Raw genomic sequence first — 21,122 nt, forward strand, 5'->3', positions numbered from 1 at the left:
TTCGATCCGCCGGCCGGCGCCTCCCCGCCTCGGCCGGTGCCCGGAGCGAGAGGAGCCACCCGTGTCTGACCGCGAGCTGCACTGTGACACCTGCGAAGGCGTCGTGCTGTTCGAGGCGCCGCCGTGCGGCGACGGGCACGGCGCCGACTGCCCCGAGCTGATCTGCACCGGTTGCGGCGCTGCAGTGGTGATCGCCACGTTCGCCTTCCGCGAGACCCGCCTGTCCGGCCGCCGCGCCCGCCGCCCGTCCCACCCTCAGGCCGCCTGACCTTCAGGCCTTTTCGCGTCTTCGTCCTTCCGCGCCCACCCTTCCCGCGCCGCACCGCGCTCTTCCTGAGCCACGTCGTTCCCGCGCCGGGCCCTTCCTGCGCCGGGCCCTTCCTGCGCGCTACGCCTCCCCTGTGCCACACACCTTCCGCGCCGCGGCCCTTCTGCAGCCTTCCCGCACACCGCGCCGCGACTGTCCGCGCCTCTTACGCCTCCGCGCCGCACGCGCCCGCCGCCCTTCCATCCCCGCCACGCACAGCCCAGCGGTCCGCCGCTCGTGATCAAGGAGTTGGTGTCCCCCGCGGCCGTCCGGGCGGACACAAACTCCTTGATCACCGCCCGGGTGACCGGCAGGTGGTGGTGCTCCCCCGGATCAATGAGGCAGGGCGGGCGCCGGGAGCGCATCGGGCGTTGGGCTCGGGCGTGAGTGTCGGCGGTGGCCCCGTGACAACACCCGCGCCTCGGGAGCGGACTGCGGTTCCGCCCACCCCGGCCAAGCCGCGCGACGAGATCTTGGAAGGAGACGGCCCTCATGGGGGCCGTTTCCTTCCAAGATCTCTTGGGGTCCTGGTAAGTGGAACGCCGCTCTCGGCGAATGGAACAGCCCAGCGTGAGCCGGTGGTGCGCGTCGGAGGTGAGCGGGAGAGCGCCAGGCCGACCACGTCGGGCGGTGATCATGAGGTTGGCGGGGACAAAAGAGACCGCCGGCACCGCTAACTTCATGATCGACGGGGCAAGCCCCGAGCTGAGGCAGGGCGGAGCGAGACCTGGGGCCAGCGCGGGAAGGCGCGGGCGGGGAAAAGCAGCAGGCCCGCGGCCCCGGGAAGGGGGTGCGGGCCTGCGGCTGGTGCTTCGGGTCAGTGCTCGGCGGTGCGGCGGGTGCCCGAGTAGTACTCGAACAGCAGCCCGCAGGTGGCGAAGACGACCGCCACCAGGCCCAGCCCCAGCAGCCAGAACTGCCAGAACACCAGGCCGAGACCGGCGATCGCGGCGGCCAGCGCCAGACCGAACGGCCAGTAGCTGCCCGGGCTGAAGAAGCCGACCTCACCGGCGCCGTCGGCGATCTCGCCGTCCGGCCGGTCCTCGGGGCGCAGGTCGATACGGCGGGAGACGAACCAGAAGAAGCCGCCGCACATCGCGCAGAGCAGGAAGGACAGCAGCAGCGCCACAGTGCCGATCCACTCCACGTGACCGCCGCTGTCGGCGTACGTCCAGGCGCCGTAGAGGATCGTCGCGCCGAGGAGGAACGTGGCGATGGTCAGGAAGATCTTCCACTCGGTCTTCATGCCGGACCCCTCAGCTTCCCGCGCCGGCCGTCGCGTCGGACGGGTTGAAGTTGTTCACGTCGCGCCGGGTGTCGAACGGCTTGGTCTCGGTGGCGTACTCCGGCTCGCCGATCGCGCCGAGCGCCTCCTGGGTCGACTTGCCGGCCTTCTTGGCCGCCAGGAACTGCTCGTACTTCTCCGGCGAGACGACCCGCAGCTCGAAGTTCATGAAGGCGTGGTAGCTGCCGCACAGCTCGGCGCAGCGGCCGACGAACGCGCCCTCCTGGTCGATGCTGGAGACCTCGAACGTGTTGCGCACGTTGCCCGGCATGACGTCCCGCTTGAACAGCAGCTCCGGCACCCAGAACGAGTGGATGACGTCGCGGCTGGTCTCCTCGAAGCGGATCGAGCGGCCGCTGGGCAGCACCAGCACCGGGATGACCTCGCTGGTGCCGAGCACCGAGGCGACGGTGTTGGCGTCGCGGCCCTGGCCGTCGCGGTAGTTGAACTGCCAGTTCCACTTGAACGCGACGACCTCGACGGTGACGTCCGGGTTCTTCGACTCCTTCACCACGTCGGTCTGCACGACCGCCGTGTAGTAGAAGAGCACGGAGACCACGAGGATCGGCGCGATGGTGTAGAGGAACTCCATCGGCAGGTTGTAGCGGGTCTGCACCGGCAGCTCGTTGCCGCGCTTGCGGTAGCGGACCACGCACCAGAAGATCAGGCCCCACACGAACACGCCGACGGCGAGCGCCGCGATGCAGGACGCGATCCACAGGTCGTACATGCGGTGCGACTCGGGCGTGATGCCGCCCTGCGGCCAGCCGAACCCGCCGAACGCCTTGCCGACGTCACAGCCGGTGAGCGAGAGCAGCAGCGCGGCCGCGCCGAGACCGAGCCCGGCGATTCGACCAGCACCACGCCGCCGGCGTCCACCGGCCCCCGGGGAAGCGCTGTCCTGTACGGCCGAGCGCCGTACCTCCGAACTCCTTGCGACCACCTGGTCCTGCCTCCCTAGCGCGCCGCGGCGGTTGTTCTCCCTGACACCGACGGCAAAGGCGTCACCGACGGTCGCAGATTACTCGACCATGACCGGCCAGGCCGTCTTGGGGTCGCTGTCCACCCCCATCGGGGGGATCTTGGGCGTAACCGGGCGATAGCGTGGAGCGTCATGAGCGTCTCCCCGGTCTACCTGGACGCCGCCAGCGCGGCGCCGCTGCATCCGGTCGCACGGCAGGCGATGCTGGCCGCCCTGGACGACGGCTGGGCGGACCCGGCCCGGCTCTACTCGGCGGCCCGCCGGGCCCGACAGCTTCTCGACGCCGCGCGGGAGGCCGCCGCGCAGACGCTCGGCGTCCGCGCCGACGAGCTGTCCTTCACCCCCAGCGGTACGGCGGCAGCGCACGCCGCAGTGCTCGGCGGCCTGGCCGGGCGGCGGCGGGCCGGGGCGACGCTGGTGCACTCGGCGATCGAGCACTCGGCGGTGCTGCACGCCGCGCAGCGGCACACGGCCGCCGGCGGCGCGGCGGTGTCCGTACCCGTGGACCGGCTGGGCCGGCTGGACCTGGACGCCTGGGCGGCGGCGGTGGCCGCGCCCGGCGTGGCCACCGCGGCGCTGATCGGGGCCAGTCACGAGGTGGGCACGGTGCAGCCGGTGCCCGCGGCGGCGGAGCTGTGCGCCGAGGCGGGCGTGCCGCTGTACGTGGACGCGGCGCAGCTGGCCGGCCGGGCGCCGCTGCCGGCGGGCTGGTCGGTGCTGACCGCCAGCGCGCACAAGTGGGGCGGGCCGCCCGGCGTCGGGCTGCTCGTGGTGCGCAAGGGCACCCGCTGGGAGTCGCCGTACCCGGCCGACGAGCGGGAGTCGGGGCGTACCCCCGGGGTGGTGAACCTGCCGGCGGTGGTCGCGGCGGCGGCGAGCCTGCGCGCGGCGGCGGCCGACGCGGCGGCGGAGGCGGCCCGGCTGGGTCCGCTGGTGGACCGGATCCGGGCGCGGGTGGCGGCGGAGGTGCCGGACGTGGAGGTGGTCGGCGACCCGGTGGACCGGCTGCCGCACCTGGTGACGTTCTCCTGCCTGTACGTCGACGGCGAGGCGTTGCTGCACGCGCTGGACCGGCGCGGGTTCGCGGTGTCCTCCGGCTCGTCGTGCACGTCGTCGACGTTGCGTCCGTCACACGTGCTGGAGGCGATGGGGGTGCTGTCGCACGGCAACGTGCGGGTGTCGCTGCACCGGGAGACCACCGAGGCGGACGTGGAGCGGTTCCTGGCGGAGCTGCCCGGGATCGTGGCGGACCTGCGGGCGGAGGCGGGGGTGACGGACCTGTGAGTGAGCCGGACGAGGTGCTGGACTGCCGGGGGCAGCGCTGCCCGCTACCAGTGATCAATCTCGCCCGGCTGGTGCCCGGCCTGCCGGCCGGCGCGGTGGTGCGGGTGCTCGCCGATGACCCGGCGGCGGCGGTGGACATCCCGGCGTGGTGCCGGATGCGCGGCCACGAGTTCGTCGCCGAGCGCCCGGGGCCCGCCTACGACGTCCGGGTGAGCGGCTAGCGCAGGTAGGCGAGGATGCCGGGCAGCGGGTCGGCTGCCACCGCGGTGTCGACCACCAGGCGCGGGCCGATCAGCGGCTCGTACTCGGCGCGGCGGCGCAGCGTCAGCTCCCAGGTGCCGTCCTCGGGCGGGCGCGCGTCGACCCGGCGGCGGTGCTCCGCCTCGTCGCCGCAGTGCACCTCGATCACCCGCAGCGGCACGCCCGCGCGTTCGGCCACGTCGTGCCAGAGGCCCCGGGCGCTGGCGACCGGGTTCACCGCGTCGACGACCACGCTGAGCCCGAGGCCGAGTTGCACCTCGGCCAGCCCGGCGACCGCGCCGTAGGCGGCCATGCCGGGTACGTCGCCGGTGAGGCCGTAGCGGTGCAGGGCCCGTTCGACCGGGTCGACCGGCAGCACCGGGGCGCGCAGGGCGGTGCCGACGCGGGCGGCCAGGGTGGTCTTGCCCACGCCCGGCAGCCCGGCGAACGCGACGAGCACGGGACCGCCGGAGCCGGGGCGGACCTCCGGCTCCACCCCGCCGGCCGGGGCGGTCACAGCAGGTGCGGCCGGACGTCCTCGGCGGCCGCGTCACCGTACGACTCGGCGAGTCGCTTCACGAACAGGTCCCGGCGGACCTCGTACTCCTGGCCGCCGAAGTTCTCCAGCACGAGCGTGGCCAGCAGGCAGCCGACCTGGGCCGCCCGCTCCAGGCCGACGCCCCAGTCGAGCGCGGCGAAGAAACCGGCCCGGAAGCCGTCGCCGACGCCGGTCGGGTCGACCGCCTGGATCTCCCGCGCGATCGGCACCCGGATCGTGCCGATCTCCCGGCCGGCGATCTCCACGCCCTGCTTGCCCAGCGTGGTGACCCGCACCTTGACCCGGTCGAGCAGCTGCTCGTCGGTCAGGCCGGCCTTGCTCTGCAGCAGCGACTTCTCGTACTCGTTGGTCATCAGGTAGTCGGCGCCGTCGATCAGGCCGAGCACGTCCTCGCCGTCCATCCGGGCGAGCTGCTGCGACGGGTCGGCGACGAAGGAGTAGCCGCGGTCCCGGCACTCGCCGGAGTGCCGGATCATCGCGGCCGGGTCGTTGGCGCTGACCAGCACCAGGTCCAGACCGCCGAGGCGCTGCGCCACCGGGGCCAGCTCGATGTTGCGGGCCTCGCTCATCGCCCCGGCGTAGAAGGAGGCGATCTGGCACATGTCGGTGTCGGTGGTGCAGACGAAGCGTGCCGTGTGCGCGACCTCGCTGACGTGCACCGAGTCGCAGTCGACGCCGTGGCGCTCCAGCCAGGAGCGGTAGTCGGCGAAGTCGGCGCCGACCGCGCCGAGCAGCACCGGGCGCAGCCCGAGCTGGGCCATGCCGAAGGCGATGTTCGCCGCGGTGCCGCCGCGCCGGAGCACCAGTTCGTCGACGAGGAAGGACAGCGAGACCTTGTCGAGCTGGTCGGCGATGAGCTGGTCCGCGAAGCGGCCGGGGAAGCTCATCAGGTGGTCGGTCGCGATCGAGCCGGTCACGGCGATCTTCATGTCAACCCTCGGGGTCGGGAGCACGGCGCGGTCAGCCTACCGGCCCCCGGACCGGCCGGACGGCGGTCGGTCGGCAACCGGTCGATCGGCGCACATCCGGACGTCAGGCGCGGGTACGACGAAACGGCGGGCCGCCCCACTCGGGGGCGGCCCGCCGTTTCCGGTCGGCCGTCGACTCAGCTGAAGGAGTCGCCGCAGGCGCAGGAGCTGCCGGCGTTCGGGTTGTCGATGGTGAAGCCCTGGGCGTCGATCCGGTCGGCGAAGTCGATGGTGGCGCCGGCCAGGTAGGGGGCGCTCATCCGGTCGACGACGACCTCGACACCGTCGAAGTCGGTGACGACGTCACCGTCGAGCGAGCGCTCGTCGAAGAACAGCTGGTACCGCAGGCCGGAGCAGCCACCCGGCTGCACGGCGACCCGGAGCCGCAGGTCGTCGCGGCCCTCCTGCTCGATCAGGGCCTTGACCTTCTGCGCCGCGACGTCGGTGAGGACGACGGTGCTGGGGGCCTTGGCCTCGGTCGACTCGGTCTGCGCTGGCGTGGTCACGTGGAAGTCTCCCTGCGCGGTATGAGGTCCGGACGTCCTGGCCAACGCCGCACGTCCGCCAGTGATTCCCGGTGTGGTCCGTCTTTCGATCGTACGCCGCCTCCGGCGTCACCACCCGGCGGCGTGACCAGCGGAGCCGGTCAGCGGCTCCACTGCCGCGCCAGGCGGGCGCCGAGCGCGCGCAGCCCCTCGACCGGGCGGGTCATCGCCGCGTCCACTCCCCCGTGCTCCTCGCCGCCGAAGTGCTCCAACAGGCTGTACGCGTCGGTGACACCGGCCGCTGCCGCCTCCCGCCGCCCGGTGCTCACCCGTCCCGCCAGCACCACGCAGGGCACGCCCCGGTCCCGGGCGGCGCCGGCCACGCCGGCGACCACCTTGCCGCGCAGCGACTGGTGGTCGAACGAGCCCTCACCGGTGATCACCAGATCGGCCGCGTCGAGCGCGGCGTCCAGCTTCACCGCGCGGGTGACCAGACCGATGCCCGACTCGCACCGGCCGCCCAGCGCCAGCACGGCCGCGCCGAGGCCGCCGGCCGCGCCGCCGCCGGGCAGCGCGCCCAGCCCGGGCGGGCAGCCCGGCAGCCGCTCGGTCAGCACCTCCGCCCAGCGCTGCAACGCGGCGTCGAGCAGCAGCACGTCGGCCCGGTCGGCGCCCTTCTGCGGGCCGAAGACGCTGCTCGCGCCGTGCAGCCCGAGCAGCGGATTGTCCACGTCGGTGGCGGCGACGAGCGTCACGCCGCGCAGCCAGGGCTCGCCGTCGAGCGCGGCCGCCGCGGCGAGCGCCGCGCCGCCGTACGGCAGGGCCCGGCCGGCGCCGTCCAGCGGAGTGACGCCCAGCGGGACGAGCATCCCGGCGCCGCCGTCGTTGGTGGCCGAGCCGCCCAGCCCCACCACCGCCGTCCGCGCGCCCGCCTCGACCGCGGCGGCCACGAGCAGCCCCAGCCCGTACGAGGTGGTCGCCTTCGGATCGCGTTCGGCGGCGGTGAGCAGGTGCAGTCCGCACGCCTGCGCGCTCTCCAGGTACGCGGTTCCGTCGCCGGTGAGCAGGATCTCACCGGCGGCCGGACGGCCCAGCGGGTCGACGGTGGGTACCGGCACCCGGCACCCGCCGAGCGCCCCGGCGAGCACGTCGACGAACCCCGGCCCGCCGTCGGCGAGTGGCCGGAGCAGCAGATCGTCCCCGGGGGCGGCGTCACGCCATCCGTCGGCCACCGCGGCGGCCACGTCGGGGGCCGACAGCGTGCCGGCGAACTTGTCCGGGCAGAGCAGCACGCGCATGCGCAGCAGTGTGGCAGGCCACATCGGGGACGGCTGCGCCGTGGTCGCGCTGTGGGACCATGGGGGCGTGACTTCGACCTGGGTTGAGCCGTCCAACACCGCCACGGCGCTGCTGCTCCTCGGCCGCGGCAGCGACCCCGCCACCGAGCGTGGCGTGGAGTGTCCGGGTGATCTCCCCGCGCCGAGCGACCCCGGCCTGGTGGCCCGCGCCGCCGCCGCGAAGGCCGCGCTCGGCACGAAGGTGTTCGTCCTGGGCCACCACTACCAGCGCGACGAGGTGATCCAGTTCGCCGACGTGACCGGCGACTCGTTCAAGCTGGCCCGGGAGGCGGCCGCCCGGCCGGACGCGGAGTACATCGTCTTCTGCGGCGTGCACTTCATGGCCGAGAGCGCGGACATCCTCACCTCGGACGCGCAGAAGGTGATCCTGCCCGACCTCGCCGCCGGCTGCTCGATGGCCGACATGGCGGTGCTGTCGCAGGTCGAGGCCGCGTGGGACACGCTCACCGACTTGGGCATCGCGGCGGACACCGTGCCGGTGACGTACATGAACTCCTCGGCCGACATCAAGGGCTTCGTCGGTCGCAACGGCGGTGTGGTCTGCACCTCCTCGAACGCCAAGCGGGCCCTGGACTGGGCCTTCGAGCAGGGCCGCAAGGTGCTGTTCCTGCCCGACCAGCACCTCGGCCGCAACACCGCGGTGCTGGAGATGGGCTTCTCGCTGGACGACTGCGTGCTCTACGACCCGCACAAGCCGAACGGCGGGCTGGCCCCGGAGCAGCTGCGGGACGCGAAGATGATCCTGTGGCGGGGTCACTGCTCGGTGCACGGCCGCTTCACGCTCGACAGCGTCTACGACGTACGCGAGCGGGTGCCGGGCGTGAACGTGCTGGTGCACCCGGAGTGCCGCCACGAGGTGGTGAACGCCGCCGACCTGGTCGGCTCGACCGAGTTCATCATCAAGACCATCGAGGCGGCCCCGGCCGGCTCGGCGTGGGCGGTGGGCACCGAGCTGAACCTGGTACGCCGGCTCGCGCTGGCCCACCCGGACAAGCAGATCATGTTCCTCGACCGGGCGGTCTGCTACTGCTCGACGATGAACCGGATCGACCTGCCGCACCTGGTCTGGGCGCTGGAGGAACTGGTCGCCGGCCGCGTGGTCAACCAGATCACGGTCGACCCGGAGACCGCCCGGCACGCCCGGTCGGCGCTGGACCAGATGCTCGCCCTTCCGGGAGCCTGATCACCGTCGGTGACACCGCTGGCACGGAAACGCACCGGACACCCCGGTTCGTGCCCTCGCTGGCGATGTGACCGATTCCATTCCCGTCACGGAGGGCTATGCTGCCGGGGCGACGACACACGCGGCCCGTTTTCCCATGACCGCGTTCCGGGTAGCGATGAACTTCGTGCACCCATCACTAGACACGGCAACACCCAACGCGCTGGAGGTTGCGTTGACCGACGACGTCCTGGTCGTACACGGAGGCACTCCGCTTGAAGGGCGGATCCGCGTGCGCGGCGCGAAGAACCTGGTGTCCAAGGCGATGGTGGCCGCCCTGCTGGGCGACACACCCAGCCGGCTGTTCGACGTGCCCCGCATCCGTGACGTCGAGGTGGTCCGCGGTCTGCTCGGCCTGCACGGCGTCAAGGTCAGCGACGGCGACGAGGAGGGCGAGCTCGTCTTCGACCCCACGAACGTCGAGAGCGCCAGCACCGACCAGATCAACGTGCACGCCGGGTCCAGCCGGATCCCGATCCTGTTCTGCGGCCCGCTGCTGCACCGGCTCGGCCACGCCTTCATCCCCGACCTGGGCGGCTGCCACATCGGCCCGCGCCCGATCGACTTCCACCTCCAGGCGCTGCGCGAGTTCGGCGCCACTGTCGAGAAGACCCCGGAGGGCCTGCACCTGTCCGCGCCGAACGGGCTGCACGGCACGAAGTTCTCGCTGCCGTACCCGAGCGTGGGCGCCACCGAGCAGGTGCTGCTCACCGCGGTGATGGCCGAGGGTGTCACCGAGCTGCGCAACGCGGCGGTCGAGCCGGAGATCATCGACCTCATCTGCGTGCTGCAGAAGATGGGCGCGATCATCAAGGTGCACACCGACCGGGTGATCGAGATCCAGGGCGTCAAGAAGCTGCACGGCTACACCCACCGGCCGATCCCGGACCGGATCGAGGCGGCCAGCTGGGCGGCGGCGGCGCTGGCGACCCGCGGTCACGTCGAGGTGCTGGGCGCCCAGCAGGCCGACATGATGACCTTCCTGAACATCTTCCGGTCGGTCGGCGGCGAGTACGAGGTCACCGACCTGCGCCCGCCGCGCGGCGGCAGCGCGGGCCAGGAGGGCGGCATCCGGTTCTGGCACCCGGGCGGCGAGCTGAACGCGGTGGCGCTGGAGACCGACGTGCACCCCGGTTTCATGACCGACTGGCAGCAGCCGCTGGTGGTCGCGCTCACCCAGGCCCGGGGCCTGTCGATCGTCCACGAGACGGTCTACGAGCAGCGGCTCGGCTACACCGAGGCGCTGAACACGATGGGCGCCAACATCCAGGTCTACCGGGACTGCCTCGGCGGCACCCCGTGCCGCTTCGGCCGGCGCAACTTCAAGCACTCCGCGGTGATCGCCGGGCCGAGCAAGCTGCACGCGGCCGACCTGGTCATCCCGGACCTGCGGGCCGGGTTCAGCCACCTGATCGCGGCGCTCGCCGCCGAGGGCACCTCCCGGGTGTACGGCGTGGACCTGATCAACCGTGGCTACGAGGACTTCGAGGCTAAGCTGGCCGACCTCGGCGCGCACGTCGAGCGTCCCTGACCGTCCCGTTCCGCGCCGCGACAGCGCCTCTGTCGCGGCACCGCAAGACGGAAGCCGCGCCCGGTGCACCCGTGATGTGCACCGGGCGCGGCCGGTTGGCTACCCTTGCCGCGTGCCGTCGCTGTTTCGCCGCAAGTCCGCCGACCTCGTCGAGGAGTCCGTCACCACTGTGACGACCGACGAGGAGTCCGCCGACCGCCCCCGGGGCTACACGCCCAGCAAGAAGGAACTCGGGCAGGTCACACCGAAGCGCCCGGTCGCCGGTCGCCGGCCGACCGCGCCGGCCAAGCCGCTGACCAAGGAGGAGGCCCGCGCGCAGCGCCGCGCCGCCCGCGCCGAGGCCGCCGCCGAGTTCCGCCGCGAGGGCGGCCCGCGTGACCGGGGCCCGGAGCGGCTGCTGGCCCGCAACGTGGTCGACTCCCGGCGGACGATCGGCACCTGGTTCTTCGGCGGCGCGCTGATCGTGCTGTTCGGCTCCAACCAGGCCATGCCGCCGATCGTGCGGCTGCTGTCGAACGTGCTCTGGGGCGCGCTGGCGCTCGGTGTGCTGATCGACTCGGTGCTGATCTCCCGGAAGATCAAGCGGCTGGTCCGCGAGCGCTTCCCGAAGAGCACCGAGAAACTCGGCTCGCTCTACTTCTACGCGATCATGCGGTCGATCACGTTCCGCCGGATGCGCGCGCCCGCGCCCCGGGTGAACATCGGCGACAAGGTCTGACCGGGGCGACCCGGGCCGATCGGCCCCTCCCCGCCCCGGCGGGAAGGGGCCGTTCTCGTGCGGGTCGATGCCGCTCTCAGGCCACGCCGAGCAGGCGCAGCACCGCGGTGGTGGCCGCCGCCGCGACCACTACCAGCACGAACGGCGCCCGGCGCCAGGCCAGCAGCAGGCCGACGAGCACACCGGCGGGCCGGGCGTAGCCGGCGAAGCCCCCGGCCTCGGTGAGCGCAGCGGTGGCGGCCAGCGCGGCCAGCAACGTGGCGGCGCCGACCGGCAGCAGGTGACGGGCCCACTCAGGCAGGTCCAGCCGGTCCCGCAGCAGCACCCCGGCGACGCGGAAGCCGTAGGTGCCGGCGGCCAGCGCGAGGATCACGGCGATCAGCACGAGACCTCCCCGGCCCGCACACTCCGGCGATCAGGTGCCTCGTCAGCGGTCTCGGACGGCGCGGCGGGTGGGCGGCGGCGGGCCAGCAGGGGCAGGGCCAGCGCGGCGAGCGCGAGCAGCACCGGCAGCCCGGCCGGCAGCAACGGGGTCGCCAGCACGGCGAGGCCGGCGCCGACGAGCGCCACCCGGCGGGTCTCCCGGTCGCGCAGGCTGGGCAGCAGCAGGGCGGCCAGCCCGGCGGGGAAGGCGGCGTCGAGTCCCAGGGCGGCCGGGTCGCCAGCCGCGCCGCCGGCGAGCACGCCGAGCGCGGTGCCGGCGTTCCAGGCCAGGAACAGAAGCACCCCGGCGAGCCAGAACGCCCGGCGCCGTTCCGGCCCGGCCGGGCGGGCCAGCGCGAACGCGGTCGCCTCGTCGGTCATCAGGTGGCTGCCGAGCAGCCGCTGCGCGCGCCGGGAGCCGAGCGCGCCGCCGAGGGCCAGGCCGAACGGCAGGTGCCGGGCGTTGAGGAGCAGGCCGGCGAGAACTGCCGCGAGCGGACTGCCGGCCACGACGAGGCCCACTGCCATGAACTGGGCGCCACCGGCGTAGACGAACGCGGACATGGCGAGTGTGGCCCAGGCGGGCAGGCCGGCGGCCACCGCCACGGCGCCGAACGACGCGCCCACGGCGAGCATCGCCGCGCCGATGGCGGCGACGTCGCGGAGCACCCGGGCGTCGCCCGTTCGGTATGCCGTACGCATGTCCATTATCCTGAACGGGAGCACGCTGGTTCGTCAAACCGAACAAACCGACCGATGGAGCGAACAGATGGCGATCGACCCCGCTCCCCCACTCGCCACCATCGCCGCCGCGCTGCGCCGCGAGCGCGAACGGGCGGGCCTGACGCTCACCGAGCTGGCCCGCCGCGCCGGAATCGCCAAGTCCACCCTGTCCCAGCTGGAGTCCGGGTCCGGCAATCCCAGCGTGGAGACGCTCTGGGCGCTCGGCGTGGCACTGGACGTACCGTTCAGCCGCCTGGTCGAACCGCCCACCGCCGCCGTCCGGGTGGTCCGCGCCGGGCACGGGCCCCGGATCCGGTCCGAACACGCCGACTTCTCGGCCACCCTGCTCGCCGCCGGGGCGCCGCACGCCCGGCGGGACGTCTACGTGATGGAGCTGGAACCCGGCGCGGTACGGCTCGCCGAGGCGCACACCCCGCGCAGCGTCGAGCACGTCGTGGTCGCCGCCGGGCGGATGCGCGTCGGCCCCGAGACCGACCTGGTCGAGCTGGAACCGGGCGACTACGCCACCTTCCCCGGCGACACCCCGCACCGGTACGAGGCACTGGCCCCCGGCACCTTCGCCGTACTCGTCATGGAGCACCCGTGACCGCGGACGCGGCACCCCCGGCCGGCGCCCGGTAGAGCCGGGTCACCACCTCCTCGATGTCCGGCTCCACGATCGAGATGTCCCGCAGCGTGGTCAGGCCGGCCAGCCCGGCCACCACCTCGGCGACGCTCGCCCGTTCCAGCGCGAAGACCAGCCGCCGCCCGTCCGCCTCCACCCGCTGCACCGGCGCCCCGGGCAGCACCGGCGGCTCGGGCAGCGCCACGTCCAGCTCGGCGACCACCATCCGGCGCGAGCCGTACCGGCGGTGCAGCTCGGCGATCGACCCGTCGTGCACCACCCGCCCGTGGTCGATCACCACGAGCCGCCGGCACAGCCGCTCGATGTCGGCCAGGTCGTGCGTGGTGAGCACGAGCGTGGTGTCCCCGGCCCGGCCCAGCTCGGCCAGGAAGCCGCGCACCGCCTGCTTGCTCACCACGTCCAGGCCGATCGTCGGCTCGTCCAGGAACAGCACCTCCGGGCCGTGCAGCAGCGCCGCGGTCAGCTCGCCGCGCATTCGCTGGCCCAGCGAGAGCTGCCGTACCGGGATGTCCAGGAACCCGTCCAGGTCGAGCAGCTCCCGGCAGCGGGCCAGCCGGGCCGCGTGCGCGCCGGCCGGCACCCGGTAGACGTGCCGCAACAGGTCGAACGAGTCCCGCAGCGGCAGGTCCCACCAGAGCTGCGAGCGCTGCCCGAACACCACCCCGATCCGCAGCGCCAGCCGGGTCCGGTCGGCCACCGGGCGCAACCCGCACACCCGGGCCCGCCCCGCCGACGGCGTCAGCACCCCGGTGAGCATCTTCAGCGTGGTCGACTTCCCGGCGCCGTTCGGGCCGATGTAGCCGAGCATCTCGCCGCGCTCCACCCGCAGGTCGACCCCGTCGACGGCGGTCACCGTCCGCTTCTCGCGCCGCAGCGGCCCGGCCTTCACCCGTACCGTGAACTCCTTGCGCAGCCCGTCCATCTCGATGACGCTCATGACCCCGTACTCCGGTAGTGACGGACCCCGACGCGCCAGGCCAGGGTGGCCAGCGCCGCCGCGACCACCGCGACGCCCGGCGCGGCCCAGCCCGTCCAGGGCGGCAGGCCGAGCGGGTCGGCGCGGCCCAGCAGCGCCAGCGCCGGGTGGTAACTGACGAAGGCGAACCCCATCCCGTACGCGAACAGCGCGCGGAACCACCCGCCGTAGACGGTGACCGGGTACGAGGTGAAGTCGCGCCCGCCGTACGTGACCGCGTTGGCCAGCTCACCCGAGTCGACCCAGTAGAACGACACCGTGGCGGTCAGCACGAAGACCGAGCCGAAGAAGACCACGGCGGCCAGCGGGGCGACCACCGCCAGCGCGACCCGGCCCGGCGTCCAGTCGATGCCGGCCGAGACGAGTGCGAAAAGCAGCACTGCGAGCCCGAACACGGCCCGGGACAGCTTGCGCAGCGGCAGGTCCATCAGCAGCAGCTGCGGCAGCGCCCCGAGCGGGCGTACCAGCACGGCGTCGAAGAGGCCGGTGCGCACGTACCGGGGAAGCCGTTCGATGTTGCCGACCAGCAGGTCGGCGGTGGCGAAGCCGCACGACGACAGGCCGACCACGACGAGCGTCTCACGCAACGTGAAGCCGCCCAGCTCCCGCGTCACGCCGAAGATCACCAGGACGGTGACCACGTCGAACACGGTGGCGCCCACGTTGCCGACCAGGTCCACCACGAACGAGGTGCGGTACGCGGCCTGCGAGCGCGCCTGCGCACCGAGCAGCGCCCGGTACGCCCGTAGTTCAGCCACCCTGGACGCGCTGCCGCGCTCAGCCACCCTGCACCACCAAGCGGCGCTCGGCGCGGCGCTGCACCAGCCGGCACAGCGCCAGCAGCAGCACCGCCCAGCCGGCCTGCACCCCGACCAGCGTGAGCCCGGTGGACATCGGCTCCCGCTCGACGAGCACGTCCAGCGGCACCTGGAGGATGCTGGGGAACGGGGTCGCGTACCGCAGGACCGCCTCCAGCGGGCCGGGCAGGAAGCCGAGCGGGAAGTAGAGCCCGGCCAGCACGCCGGAGCCGAGCGTCCACAGGATCATCGGGCCGCGGACGTCCTGCAACCAGTACGCGGTGGCGTTGACCAGGTAGCGGCAGCCGAAGCAGACCACCACCGCGAGCAGCGCGGAGAGCAGGAACAGCGGCACCGTGGCCCAGTGCCGGGGCACGTACACGGCGAAGAAGAACGGGCCGACCACCAGCGGCGGCACCAGCCGGGCCAGCGACGCGAACCCGGCCCGGCCCAGGTCGGTGGCGAGGTAGCTGGTCACCGGATGCACCGGCCGCAGCAGGTCCGCGGCGACCTCGCCGGTACGGATCCGGTCGGCCAGATCGGTCCAGCCCCAGATCGCGATGACCGCCAGCAGCCCCTGTCCGGCCCAGACGAACGTGGCGAGCTGCGCTCGGTCGTACCCGGCGACGGTGCCCGCCGCACCTGCCGCCGCGAGGAAGATGTAGCAGCGCAGGAAGCCGAACACGGTGTTGGTGCACAACCCCGCCACGGCGGCCTGACGGTACGTCGCGTGGCGCCGGAACCCGGCCGCCGCGATCGCGCCGAATGTCCGAAACCATGGGGTAACGTGTGCGCCGGTGGGTGGTGCCACAGTGGCGGTGACCGAGCCCACGCCGTTACCCTCCTTCCGCAGCCACGACGTGCTGGACCGGGCGACTGTACCGGCATGTCCGGCGCCCCAGCGCGAGAATTTCCAATGAGGTGACACCGCCGTGAGCGAGCGACGCGAGCCGGCCCCGGGGCCGTCCCGCGCGAGCGGCGGGAGGGGTTGCCGATGAGTGGCTGGGGCAGCTGGCGCGAGCCGGCCGAACCGGCCTGGGCCGCCGAGCCCACCCACGAGTGGCAGCCGCAGTTCCCCGGACAGCGCTACCCGGGTGACATCGGCATCGAGAACCTGACGCCGCGTCCCCGCGCCGTGGTCGGCCGGGCCGAGGTACGCCCGGTCAGCCCCGCGCCCGACGTGGACACGTACCCGGTGAGTCCGGCCGGTCCGCACGGCGCCTACCCCGTCAGCGCCGGTCCACGCGATGCGCATCCGACCAGTCCCGCCGGTCCACGCTGGGCGGACCCGGTCAGCCCGGCAGGCCCGCACGACGCGTACCGGCCCGGCCCGGACGGGTACCCGGTCAGCCCGGCCGGCGCCCGGGACGGGTACCCGATCAGCCCGGCCGGCGCATACCCGACCAGCCCGGCCGCCCCACGCGAGGCGTACCCGATCAGTCCCGCGGTCCCGCCCGGCGTACACCCGACCAGCCCCGCCGGGCCACGTGGCGCGCACCCGACCAGCCCCGCCGGGCCACGCGGCGGGCACTCAGGCGGGTCGGCAGGCACACGCGGCACGTACCTGGACGGGCCGGCCGGCTCGCGCGGGACGTACCCGATGGGTGCCGCCGGGCCCGGCGGACAGCGCCTCGCGGGGCCGGACGAGCGGCGCGGCCATCCCGACGGCCCAGGCGCGGACGGCCGTCGGCCCCACCGCACCGGTCCGCCGCCGGAGCGGCTCGACCAACGCTGGGTACACCCCGACGGCGCGCCGCGCCGGGGCGCCCAGCCGGGCTGGATGCCGGAGCCGAACGAGAGCCCGCACCCCGCCCCCCGCCGGCCCGACCGCCCGGCGGACGGCAGGCGCGCTCCGGCCGACGGTCGTCCGGCGGCTTCCGGCGACCGATGGGGCACGCCACCCGACACTCGCCACGACCACTCCCCCGGCGGGCGTCGCGAACCCCTGCCCGACGGACGTCGCGGCCCCTTCCCGGAGCCGTCAACGAACGATCCCGGCCGTGGTCGGCGCGGTCCCGGCGTCGACCGGCGCGACGACGCGGTGCCACCGTCGGAGCGGAGCGCGGCCGGATGGAGCGATCCGGGCCGGCGTGAACCCGGCTGGTCCGAGCCGAGCCGGCGTGAACCAGGCCGGGGCGGGCCGGGCCACGACGGTCGGCGTGAGCCCGGCCGTGACGGCTGGCGCGAGCCCGGCCGTGACGGCTGGCGCGAGCCCGGCCCACCTCCCCCGGCGGACCGGCGCGAGCCGGCGGGTGGCCGGTGGGACGACCGGACGCCGGGTCGCGAGGCCGCCGCGTACCCGGACACGCAGCGCCGGGCACCGGAGAACGGGCGACCCGCGCAGCAGGGCGAGCCCGACCGGTACAGCGCACAGCCGCACCGTCCGGCTGACCCGCAAGCCGCCGCCCCGGCCCGGCCGGGCGCCGACCAGCGTTGGGAGCGCCCGCCGGCCGACCGGTCCCGCCCCCACCAGGGCGAGTGGCCGATCATCGAGCCGCGCCCCCGGCCGGAACACGACGTGCACCGGCCGGACGAGCGGGACCGGCCACCCGCGGATCGGCCGGCACCTTCCCGGCACCCGATGCCGCCAGCCGACGGCCCGCGCCTCGACGCGCGCCGCCCGGCCCAGGACGGTTCCGTCCGCCCGGACTCGCGCGACGCTCGGCCTGCCGGTGCCGGCGGACAGCCCGACGGCGCCGGTCCGCGTACCCAGCCCCACGCCACCCGGCCACCCACCGCCCCGCCCCGCCCGGACACCGCCCCGTCCCGCCCCGAGGCCGGCCGGCCGCAGCCGGAGCAGGACCGTCGCCGGCCGGACGAGGCCGGCGCGCGTCCCGAGTCCCGGCCGCGGCAGTGGCCGGTACGGCCCGACGAGCGCCGTCCGGCGTCCCCGGACCGGAACACGGCTCCGGCCGAGTCGGCCGACCGCCCGCGTGCCGACGACCGCCCCCGTCCCGCCCCGGTGGCCCCGGATCCGCTGTCGGCACAGCGCGCGCCCGTACGCCCCGGCGACGGCGCGCCGTCGACCGGCAACGCCCCGCTGCGGCCCGTGCCGCCGGTTGACGCGGGCGAGCGGCACCGGATGCCGGCACCGGACCCGTACGGCGCGCCTCCCGGTCACACGTCCCGCGTACCGGCGGGCCCGACGGTCGGCACGCCTTCGGATTCCACCTCCGGCGTGCCCGCTTCCGCGAGCCCGGCGGCCGGCGCACCTGTCTCGGGGACGCCGGATTCCAGCAGGCCCGTCTCCGGCGCGCCCGCCCCGGGCATGCCGCTTGCCGGCGCACCGGTCTCCGGTTCGGCCACGCCGGTCGTCGGCGCGCCCAGCAACGGCGCGCAGGCTCCGATCGGCACCGCACGGGCAGAGCGAAGCGAGGAGCCCACCCGCCCCGCGCCGCCGCGGGGACGCACGGAGGAACGCCAGGGCCCGCCTCCAGCCGGTCCGGTCCAGCCGGCCCCTGCCGCTTCGGCCCGTCCCGCACCGCCCGCCTATCCCGGCCCCGCCCCTGCCCGTTCGACCACGCCACCACCGATCGAACCGGCGGAGCGACCCGCCGGTCCGGAAGCACAGGCCGTGCGACGGTCCGCCGTCGAGCCGCAGGCGGGTACGCCCGGCCGTCCCGGGGCCGACGCGGACCGCGGCTCCGTGCCAGCCACCGGCACCCGACCTACGCCGGACACGGACGCCGGCCGTCCCGGAGCCGACGCGGCCGCCCGGCCCACGCAGGCGACGGACCGGCCCGAAGCCGACGGGAACACTCGGCCGGCGCAGAGCACGGACCGTCCCGGGGCCGACGCGGCCGCCCGGCCCACACACGCGACGAACCGGCCCGAAGCCGACCGGGACACTCGGCCGGCGCAGAACACGGACCGTCCCGGAGCGGACCGGGACGCTCGGCCGGCGCAGAACACGGACCGTCCCGGAGCGGACGCGACCACCGACCGGAGCGACGAGCCGTCGAAGAACGGCCACTCGGCGGAGAAGGCACCTCCGCCCTCCCCCGGCGCCGAGGCATGGTTCCGGCCGGCCCAACCCTCCCAGCCGACGGGAACCCCGGAACCGTCGGAGATCTTGGACGATTCCGGCCCCTCCGGGGGCCGTTTCGTACCAAGATCTCTCCCCGGCCACGACTCGATCGAGCGGTCGGATGGGGACCGCGGCGTGCCGCCGTCCGTCGGGACCTCGGCGGCTCCCCTCGGCGCGCCGCTGCCAACCATGCGCACCGTCGACGACGACGCCGCAGCCGTGGCGGAGGCTCCGCAAGCCGTGGCAGAGGCGCCCGGCGTGACGGAGGCGCCGGGACTCGACGGCGCCATCACAAGCGGCACGTCGACCCTGCCGAACGCCGGCATCACAAGCGGAACGCCGACCGTGCCGAACACCGGCACCGTCCCCGCCACGGATCCGGACACACCCGCACCCGCACCCGCCAGCTCCGGCGGACCCGCAAGCACCCTCGACACACCGCCGACACCGACACCGACACCGGCACCGGCAGCCGCGCCAGTCGTCCCCGCGTCCGCCGACGGCGCATCGGCCGGTGCTGCGACGACCACCGGCTCGCCGTCCGCATCCGTCGGCACGCCGATCATCCCGGCGGCCGAGCGGACGACGGCAGAGGTCGACACCCCCGCAACCGAACCCGACAGGTCGGCCGCTGATCCCGTACCGCAGGTCGCGGTGGCGGCGGCACCCGGCCTGCCCGGCCCCGGTCCGGAGCGCACTCCGCACGATGTCGTCTCCTTCGGCACCGCCGATGTCCGGCAGGACAGCGCGGCACCGCAGACCACCGCCGCCGAGCCGGCACTGGAGAGCCTCACCGAGGACACGGCCGAGGAACCGACTGCGATCGACGGCACCGCCGATGCCGACCGCACCGGGTCCACACCGCCCGCTCCCCAGCAGGCCGGCACAACGGCCGGCGCCGACGACGCCACGGCCGCGCAGGCTGCGCCCACCGCTGACGGGATCGCCAGCACACCCGCGGAGCATGTCAGCACCGCAACCGACACCGAGGGCGGCGGCACCACTCCCGGCGAACAGCCGCTCGTCGGCACTCCTCCGACCGGCACCGACCACAGCGACACCGTCGACGACGGACCAGGGAGCGCCCACCACCAAGACCAAGACCACGACCACGCCACGCCCGCGCGACAGGGACAGCCGCAGGCGCCGGCCCACACCGACAACGGCGAACCAACCCCGACCGGCACCGACGACGCGCAGGATCCGCGTACCCCCGAAGCCGGAACCGACGACGACGCGGAACCGGCGGCGGACGCCGAGCCGCCGCCTCCGGTCGACCCGGAGCAGGCCCTCGCCGCGGTCGGCTGGGAACTCGATCCGCGTACGCTGCGCGAGCAGGCCCCGGACCCGGCGCAGTTGCGGGTCATCCGGGACGGGCTGACCGGCAAGCTGGACACCACGCTCGACAACCGCAGCCGGGCCCGGCTGCTCAGCCTGCGCGCCGTGGCGTCCCGGATCCTCGGCGACCTCGATGACGCGCTCGGGGACGCGCGGCTGGCCGTCACGTACGCGGAGGCCACCGGCGAGTTCCGGCGGACCGCGCTGGCCCGCGCACGTCTCGCCGAGGCGCTGCGGTGGCGGGGTGACCACGCGGAGGCCGACCGGATCTTCGCCGAGGCGAACTCGCCGGAGCTGCCGGACCGGCTGCGCGCGCTGCTGCACGAGCACGCCGGGCGGTGCTGCTACGACCAGGGGCGGCTGACCGAGGCGTGCCTGCACTTCGAGCGGGCGCTGGACCTGCGTCACGGCGAGGACGCGCAGCTGAACGCCCGGGTCGAGGTCGCGCTGGACGCGGTCGCGGAGCGGGCCGCCGCCGACGGTTTCGGTCCCCCGCCGCGCCGGCCCGAGGAGGTGCTCGGCACCCCGCGTCCGCCGGTGGCGACGTTCGACGAGGAGCAGCGGCTCTGGGGGTACGCGGACGCCGACGGCGAGATGGTCATCGCGCACCGGTACGCCGAGGCGCAGCCGTTCCACGAGGGACTGGCCTGGGTACGGCGGCCGGAGGCGTCCCGGTGGGCGCTCATCGACACGTCCGGCGCGGCGCTGATCGAGGCGAACAACGGCTACCGGTCGGTGGTGCCCTTCTCGGAAGGGCTTTCCTGGGTGTCGATGGACGGCAAGGGCCGGTGGATGGCGGTCGACCGGATGAACATCGTGAAGATCCCGCCCGGGTACGAGGAGGCCCGGCCGTTCCGCAACGGCCTGGCGGCGGTACGGCAGAACGGCGGCTGGGGCGCGGTGGACCTCACCGGCGAGGTGGTGGTGCCGACCCGCTACCACCGTCTCGGCACGGTGCTCGCGGACGGGCGGGAGGTCGACGGTTTCACCGCCGACGGACTGGCAGTGGTCGAGCTGGCCGGCCGCCGGGGCGTGGTGGACCGGACCGGCCGGGTGATGGTGACGCCGGCGTACCCGACGGTGGTGGTGCATCCGGTGGCGTTCCTGGTCGCCACCGAGTCGGGCCGGTGGGGCGCGCTGGACCGGCGCGGCGAGCCGCTCATCGACCCGGTGCACCCGGGCCGCGCGGCGGTGGTCGCGGAGATCGACCGGTTGCTCGCCGACGCCAGCCCGGTGCTCTGACCCGCGCCCGC

The 21,122-nt window shown here is 74.6% G+C and carries 20 protein-coding genes; 8 read left to right on the forward strand and 12 right to left on the reverse strand.

The window, feature by feature from the left end:
* Nucleotides 1-61 precede the first annotated feature (61 nt).
* Nucleotides 62-268 carry a hypothetical protein gene (locus tag GA0070562_RS14320; protein ID WP_091421048.1) on the forward strand — a complete coding sequence of 69 codons (207 nt, stop codon included), beginning with the start codon at nucleotides 62-64 and terminating at the stop codon, nucleotides 266-268.
* 856 nt (nucleotides 269-1,124) lie between these two features.
* On the opposite strand, the gene GA0070562_RS14325 is transcribed toward GA0070562_RS14320, so the two are convergent.
* Nucleotides 1,125-1,553, reverse strand: coding sequence for a cytochrome c oxidase subunit 4 (locus tag GA0070562_RS14325; protein ID WP_091421051.1), 429 nt, complete (start codon nucleotides 1,551-1,553; stop codon nucleotides 1,125-1,127).
* Between the two features lie 10 nt (nucleotides 1,554-1,563).
* Entirely contained in the window at nucleotides 1,564-2,535 is a 972-nt protein-coding gene (ctaC, locus tag GA0070562_RS14330; RefSeq protein WP_091421055.1) for an aa3-type cytochrome oxidase subunit II, read from the reverse strand.
* 171 nt (nucleotides 2,536-2,706) lie between these two features.
* On the opposite strand from ctaC, the gene GA0070562_RS14335 reads away from it, so the two are divergent.
* The gene (locus tag GA0070562_RS14335) at nucleotides 2,707-3,858 is read left to right on the forward strand and encodes a cysteine desulfurase family protein (protein ID WP_091421058.1); all 1,152 of its coding nucleotides are present in this window, start codon (nucleotides 2,707-2,709) and stop codon (nucleotides 3,856-3,858) included.
* Nucleotides 3,855-4,079: a sulfurtransferase TusA family protein gene (locus GA0070562_RS14340; protein ID WP_091421062.1), complete on the forward strand. Its 225-nt coding sequence runs from the start codon at nucleotides 3,855-3,857 to the stop codon at nucleotides 4,077-4,079. The genes GA0070562_RS14335 and GA0070562_RS14340 overlap by 4 nt, the downstream gene beginning before the upstream one ends.
* Here the strand turns inward: GA0070562_RS14340 and GA0070562_RS14345 are convergent.
* The 4 genes from GA0070562_RS14345 to GA0070562_RS14360 all read right to left on the reverse strand — a co-directional run bounded on the left by GA0070562_RS14345 (nucleotide 4,076) and on the right by GA0070562_RS14360 (nucleotide 7,432).
* Nucleotides 4,076-4,615, reverse strand: coding sequence for a P-loop nucleotide/nucleoside kinase family protein (locus GA0070562_RS14345; RefSeq protein ID WP_091421065.1), 540 nt, complete (start codon nucleotides 4,613-4,615; stop codon nucleotides 4,076-4,078). The genes GA0070562_RS14340 and GA0070562_RS14345 overlap by 4 nt on opposite strands.
* Nucleotides 4,612-5,586 carry a carbohydrate kinase family protein gene (locus GA0070562_RS14350; protein ID WP_091421069.1) on the reverse strand — a complete coding sequence of 325 codons (975 nt, stop codon included), beginning with the start codon at nucleotides 5,584-5,586 and terminating at the stop codon, nucleotides 4,612-4,614. Before GA0070562_RS14350 ends, GA0070562_RS14345 begins: the two co-directional genes overlap by 4 nt.
* A gap of 176 nt (nucleotides 5,587-5,762) precedes the next feature.
* On the reverse strand, nucleotides 5,763-6,131 hold the full coding sequence (erpA, locus tag GA0070562_RS14355; protein WP_091421072.1) for an iron-sulfur cluster insertion protein ErpA: 369 nt from the start codon (nucleotides 6,129-6,131) through the stop codon (nucleotides 5,763-5,765).
* A gap of 140 nt (nucleotides 6,132-6,271) precedes the next feature.
* Nucleotides 6,272-7,432, reverse strand: a complete 1,161-nt coding sequence (locus tag GA0070562_RS14360; RefSeq protein ID WP_091421075.1) for a glycerate kinase family protein — start codon at nucleotides 7,430-7,432, stop codon at nucleotides 6,272-6,274.
* Nucleotides 7,433-7,475: 43 nt separating this feature from the next.
* Here GA0070562_RS14360 and nadA point away from each other — a divergent pair, with 43 nt between their 5' ends.
* The 3 genes from nadA (at nucleotide 7,476) to GA0070562_RS14375 (ending at nucleotide 10,939) form a co-directional block, all read left to right on the forward strand.
* The gene (gene nadA / locus GA0070562_RS14365; protein WP_175438735.1) at nucleotides 7,476-8,651 is read left to right on the forward strand and encodes a quinolinate synthase NadA; all 1,176 of its coding nucleotides are present in this window, start codon (nucleotides 7,476-7,478) and stop codon (nucleotides 8,649-8,651) included.
* Between the two features lie 214 nt (nucleotides 8,652-8,865).
* Nucleotides 8,866-10,221, forward strand: coding sequence for a UDP-N-acetylglucosamine 1-carboxyvinyltransferase (murA, locus tag GA0070562_RS14370; RefSeq protein ID WP_091421084.1), 1,356 nt, complete (start codon nucleotides 8,866-8,868; stop codon nucleotides 10,219-10,221).
* A gap of 112 nt (nucleotides 10,222-10,333) precedes the next feature.
* Nucleotides 10,334-10,939: a DUF3043 domain-containing protein gene (locus GA0070562_RS14375; RefSeq protein ID WP_091421087.1), complete on the forward strand. Its 606-nt coding sequence runs from the start codon at nucleotides 10,334-10,336 to the stop codon at nucleotides 10,937-10,939.
* Nucleotides 10,940-11,015: 76 nt separating this feature from the next.
* On the opposite strand, the gene GA0070562_RS14380 is transcribed toward GA0070562_RS14375, so the two are convergent.
* Entirely contained in the window at nucleotides 11,016-11,324 is a 309-nt protein-coding gene (locus tag GA0070562_RS14380) for an AzlD domain-containing protein (RefSeq protein ID WP_091421090.1), read from the reverse strand.
* Nucleotides 11,318-12,064, reverse strand: coding sequence for an AzlC family ABC transporter permease (locus GA0070562_RS14385; protein WP_091421093.1), 747 nt, complete (start codon nucleotides 12,062-12,064; stop codon nucleotides 11,318-11,320). Before GA0070562_RS14385 ends, GA0070562_RS14380 begins: the two co-directional genes overlap by 7 nt.
* Nucleotides 12,065-12,131: 67 nt before the next feature.
* Between GA0070562_RS14385 and GA0070562_RS14390 the strand changes: the two genes are divergently transcribed.
* Nucleotides 12,132-12,692, forward strand: a complete 561-nt coding sequence (locus GA0070562_RS14390; RefSeq protein WP_091421096.1) for a helix-turn-helix domain-containing protein — start codon at nucleotides 12,132-12,134, stop codon at nucleotides 12,690-12,692.
* On the opposite strand, the gene GA0070562_RS14395 is transcribed toward GA0070562_RS14390, so the two are convergent.
* The 4 genes from GA0070562_RS14395 to GA0070562_RS29940 form a co-directional block, all read right to left on the reverse strand.
* Nucleotides 12,676-13,668, reverse strand: coding sequence for an ABC transporter ATP-binding protein (locus tag GA0070562_RS14395; RefSeq protein WP_091421099.1), 993 nt, complete (start codon nucleotides 13,666-13,668; stop codon nucleotides 12,676-12,678). The two genes, GA0070562_RS14390 and GA0070562_RS14395, sit on opposite strands and share 17 nt — an antisense overlap.
* Nucleotides 13,665-14,465 (reverse strand): ABC transporter permease, encoded by an 801-nt coding sequence (locus GA0070562_RS14400; RefSeq protein WP_091421103.1) that lies wholly within the window; start codon nucleotides 14,463-14,465, stop codon nucleotides 13,665-13,667. Before GA0070562_RS14400 ends, GA0070562_RS14395 begins: the two co-directional genes overlap by 4 nt.
* Before the next feature lie 19 nt (nucleotides 14,466-14,484).
* Entirely contained in the window at nucleotides 14,485-15,336 is an 852-nt protein-coding gene (locus GA0070562_RS14405; protein WP_091421107.1) for an ABC transporter permease, read from the reverse strand.
* A 2,285-nt stretch (nucleotides 15,337-17,621) separates the two neighbouring features.
* The gene (locus GA0070562_RS29940) at nucleotides 17,622-17,834 is read right to left on the reverse strand and encodes a hypothetical protein (protein WP_139135455.1); all 213 of its coding nucleotides are present in this window, start codon (nucleotides 17,832-17,834) and stop codon (nucleotides 17,622-17,624) included.
* 1,351 nt (nucleotides 17,835-19,185) lie between these two features.
* On the opposite strand from GA0070562_RS29940, the gene GA0070562_RS14410 reads away from it, so the two are divergent.
* Nucleotides 19,186-21,111 (forward strand): WG repeat-containing protein, encoded by a 1,926-nt coding sequence (locus GA0070562_RS14410; protein ID WP_225853400.1) that lies wholly within the window; start codon nucleotides 19,186-19,188, stop codon nucleotides 21,109-21,111.
* The last annotated feature ends 11 nt before the right edge of the window (nucleotides 21,112-21,122 follow it).

Origin of the sequence: Micromonospora tulbaghiae (genome assembly GCF_900091605.1) — a bacterium.
Classification (GTDB): Bacteria; Actinomycetota; Actinomycetes; order Mycobacteriales; family Micromonosporaceae; genus Micromonospora; species Micromonospora tulbaghiae.

What these genes read in the sequence shown, in the direction of transcription:
- GA0070562_RS14325 (WP_091421051.1), bottom strand. Translation starts at nt 1,553, where the DNA reads ATGAAGACCGAGTGGAAGATCTTCCTGACCATCGCCACGTTCCTCCTC.
- GA0070562_RS14335 (WP_091421058.1), top strand. Translation starts at nt 2,707, where the DNA reads ATGAGCGTCTCCCCGGTCTACCTGGACGCCGCCAGCGCGGCGCCGCTG.
- GA0070562_RS14350 (WP_091421069.1), bottom strand. Translation starts at nt 5,586, where the DNA reads ATGAAGATCGCCGTGACCGGCTCGATCGCGACCGACCACCTGATGAGC.
- GA0070562_RS14360 (WP_091421075.1), bottom strand. Translation starts at nt 7,432, where the DNA reads ATGTGGCCTGCCACACTGCTGCGCATGCGCGTGCTGCTCTGCCCGGAC.
- GA0070562_RS14385 (WP_091421093.1), bottom strand. Translation starts at nt 12,064, where the DNA reads ATGCGTACGGCATACCGAACGGGCGACGCCCGGGTGCTCCGCGACGTC.
- GA0070562_RS14390 (WP_091421096.1), top strand. Translation starts at nt 12,132, where the DNA reads ATGGCGATCGACCCCGCTCCCCCACTCGCCACCATCGCCGCCGCGCTG.
- GA0070562_RS14395 (WP_091421099.1), bottom strand. Translation starts at nt 13,668, where the DNA reads ATGAGCGTCATCGAGATGGACGGGCTGCGCAAGGAGTTCACGGTACGG.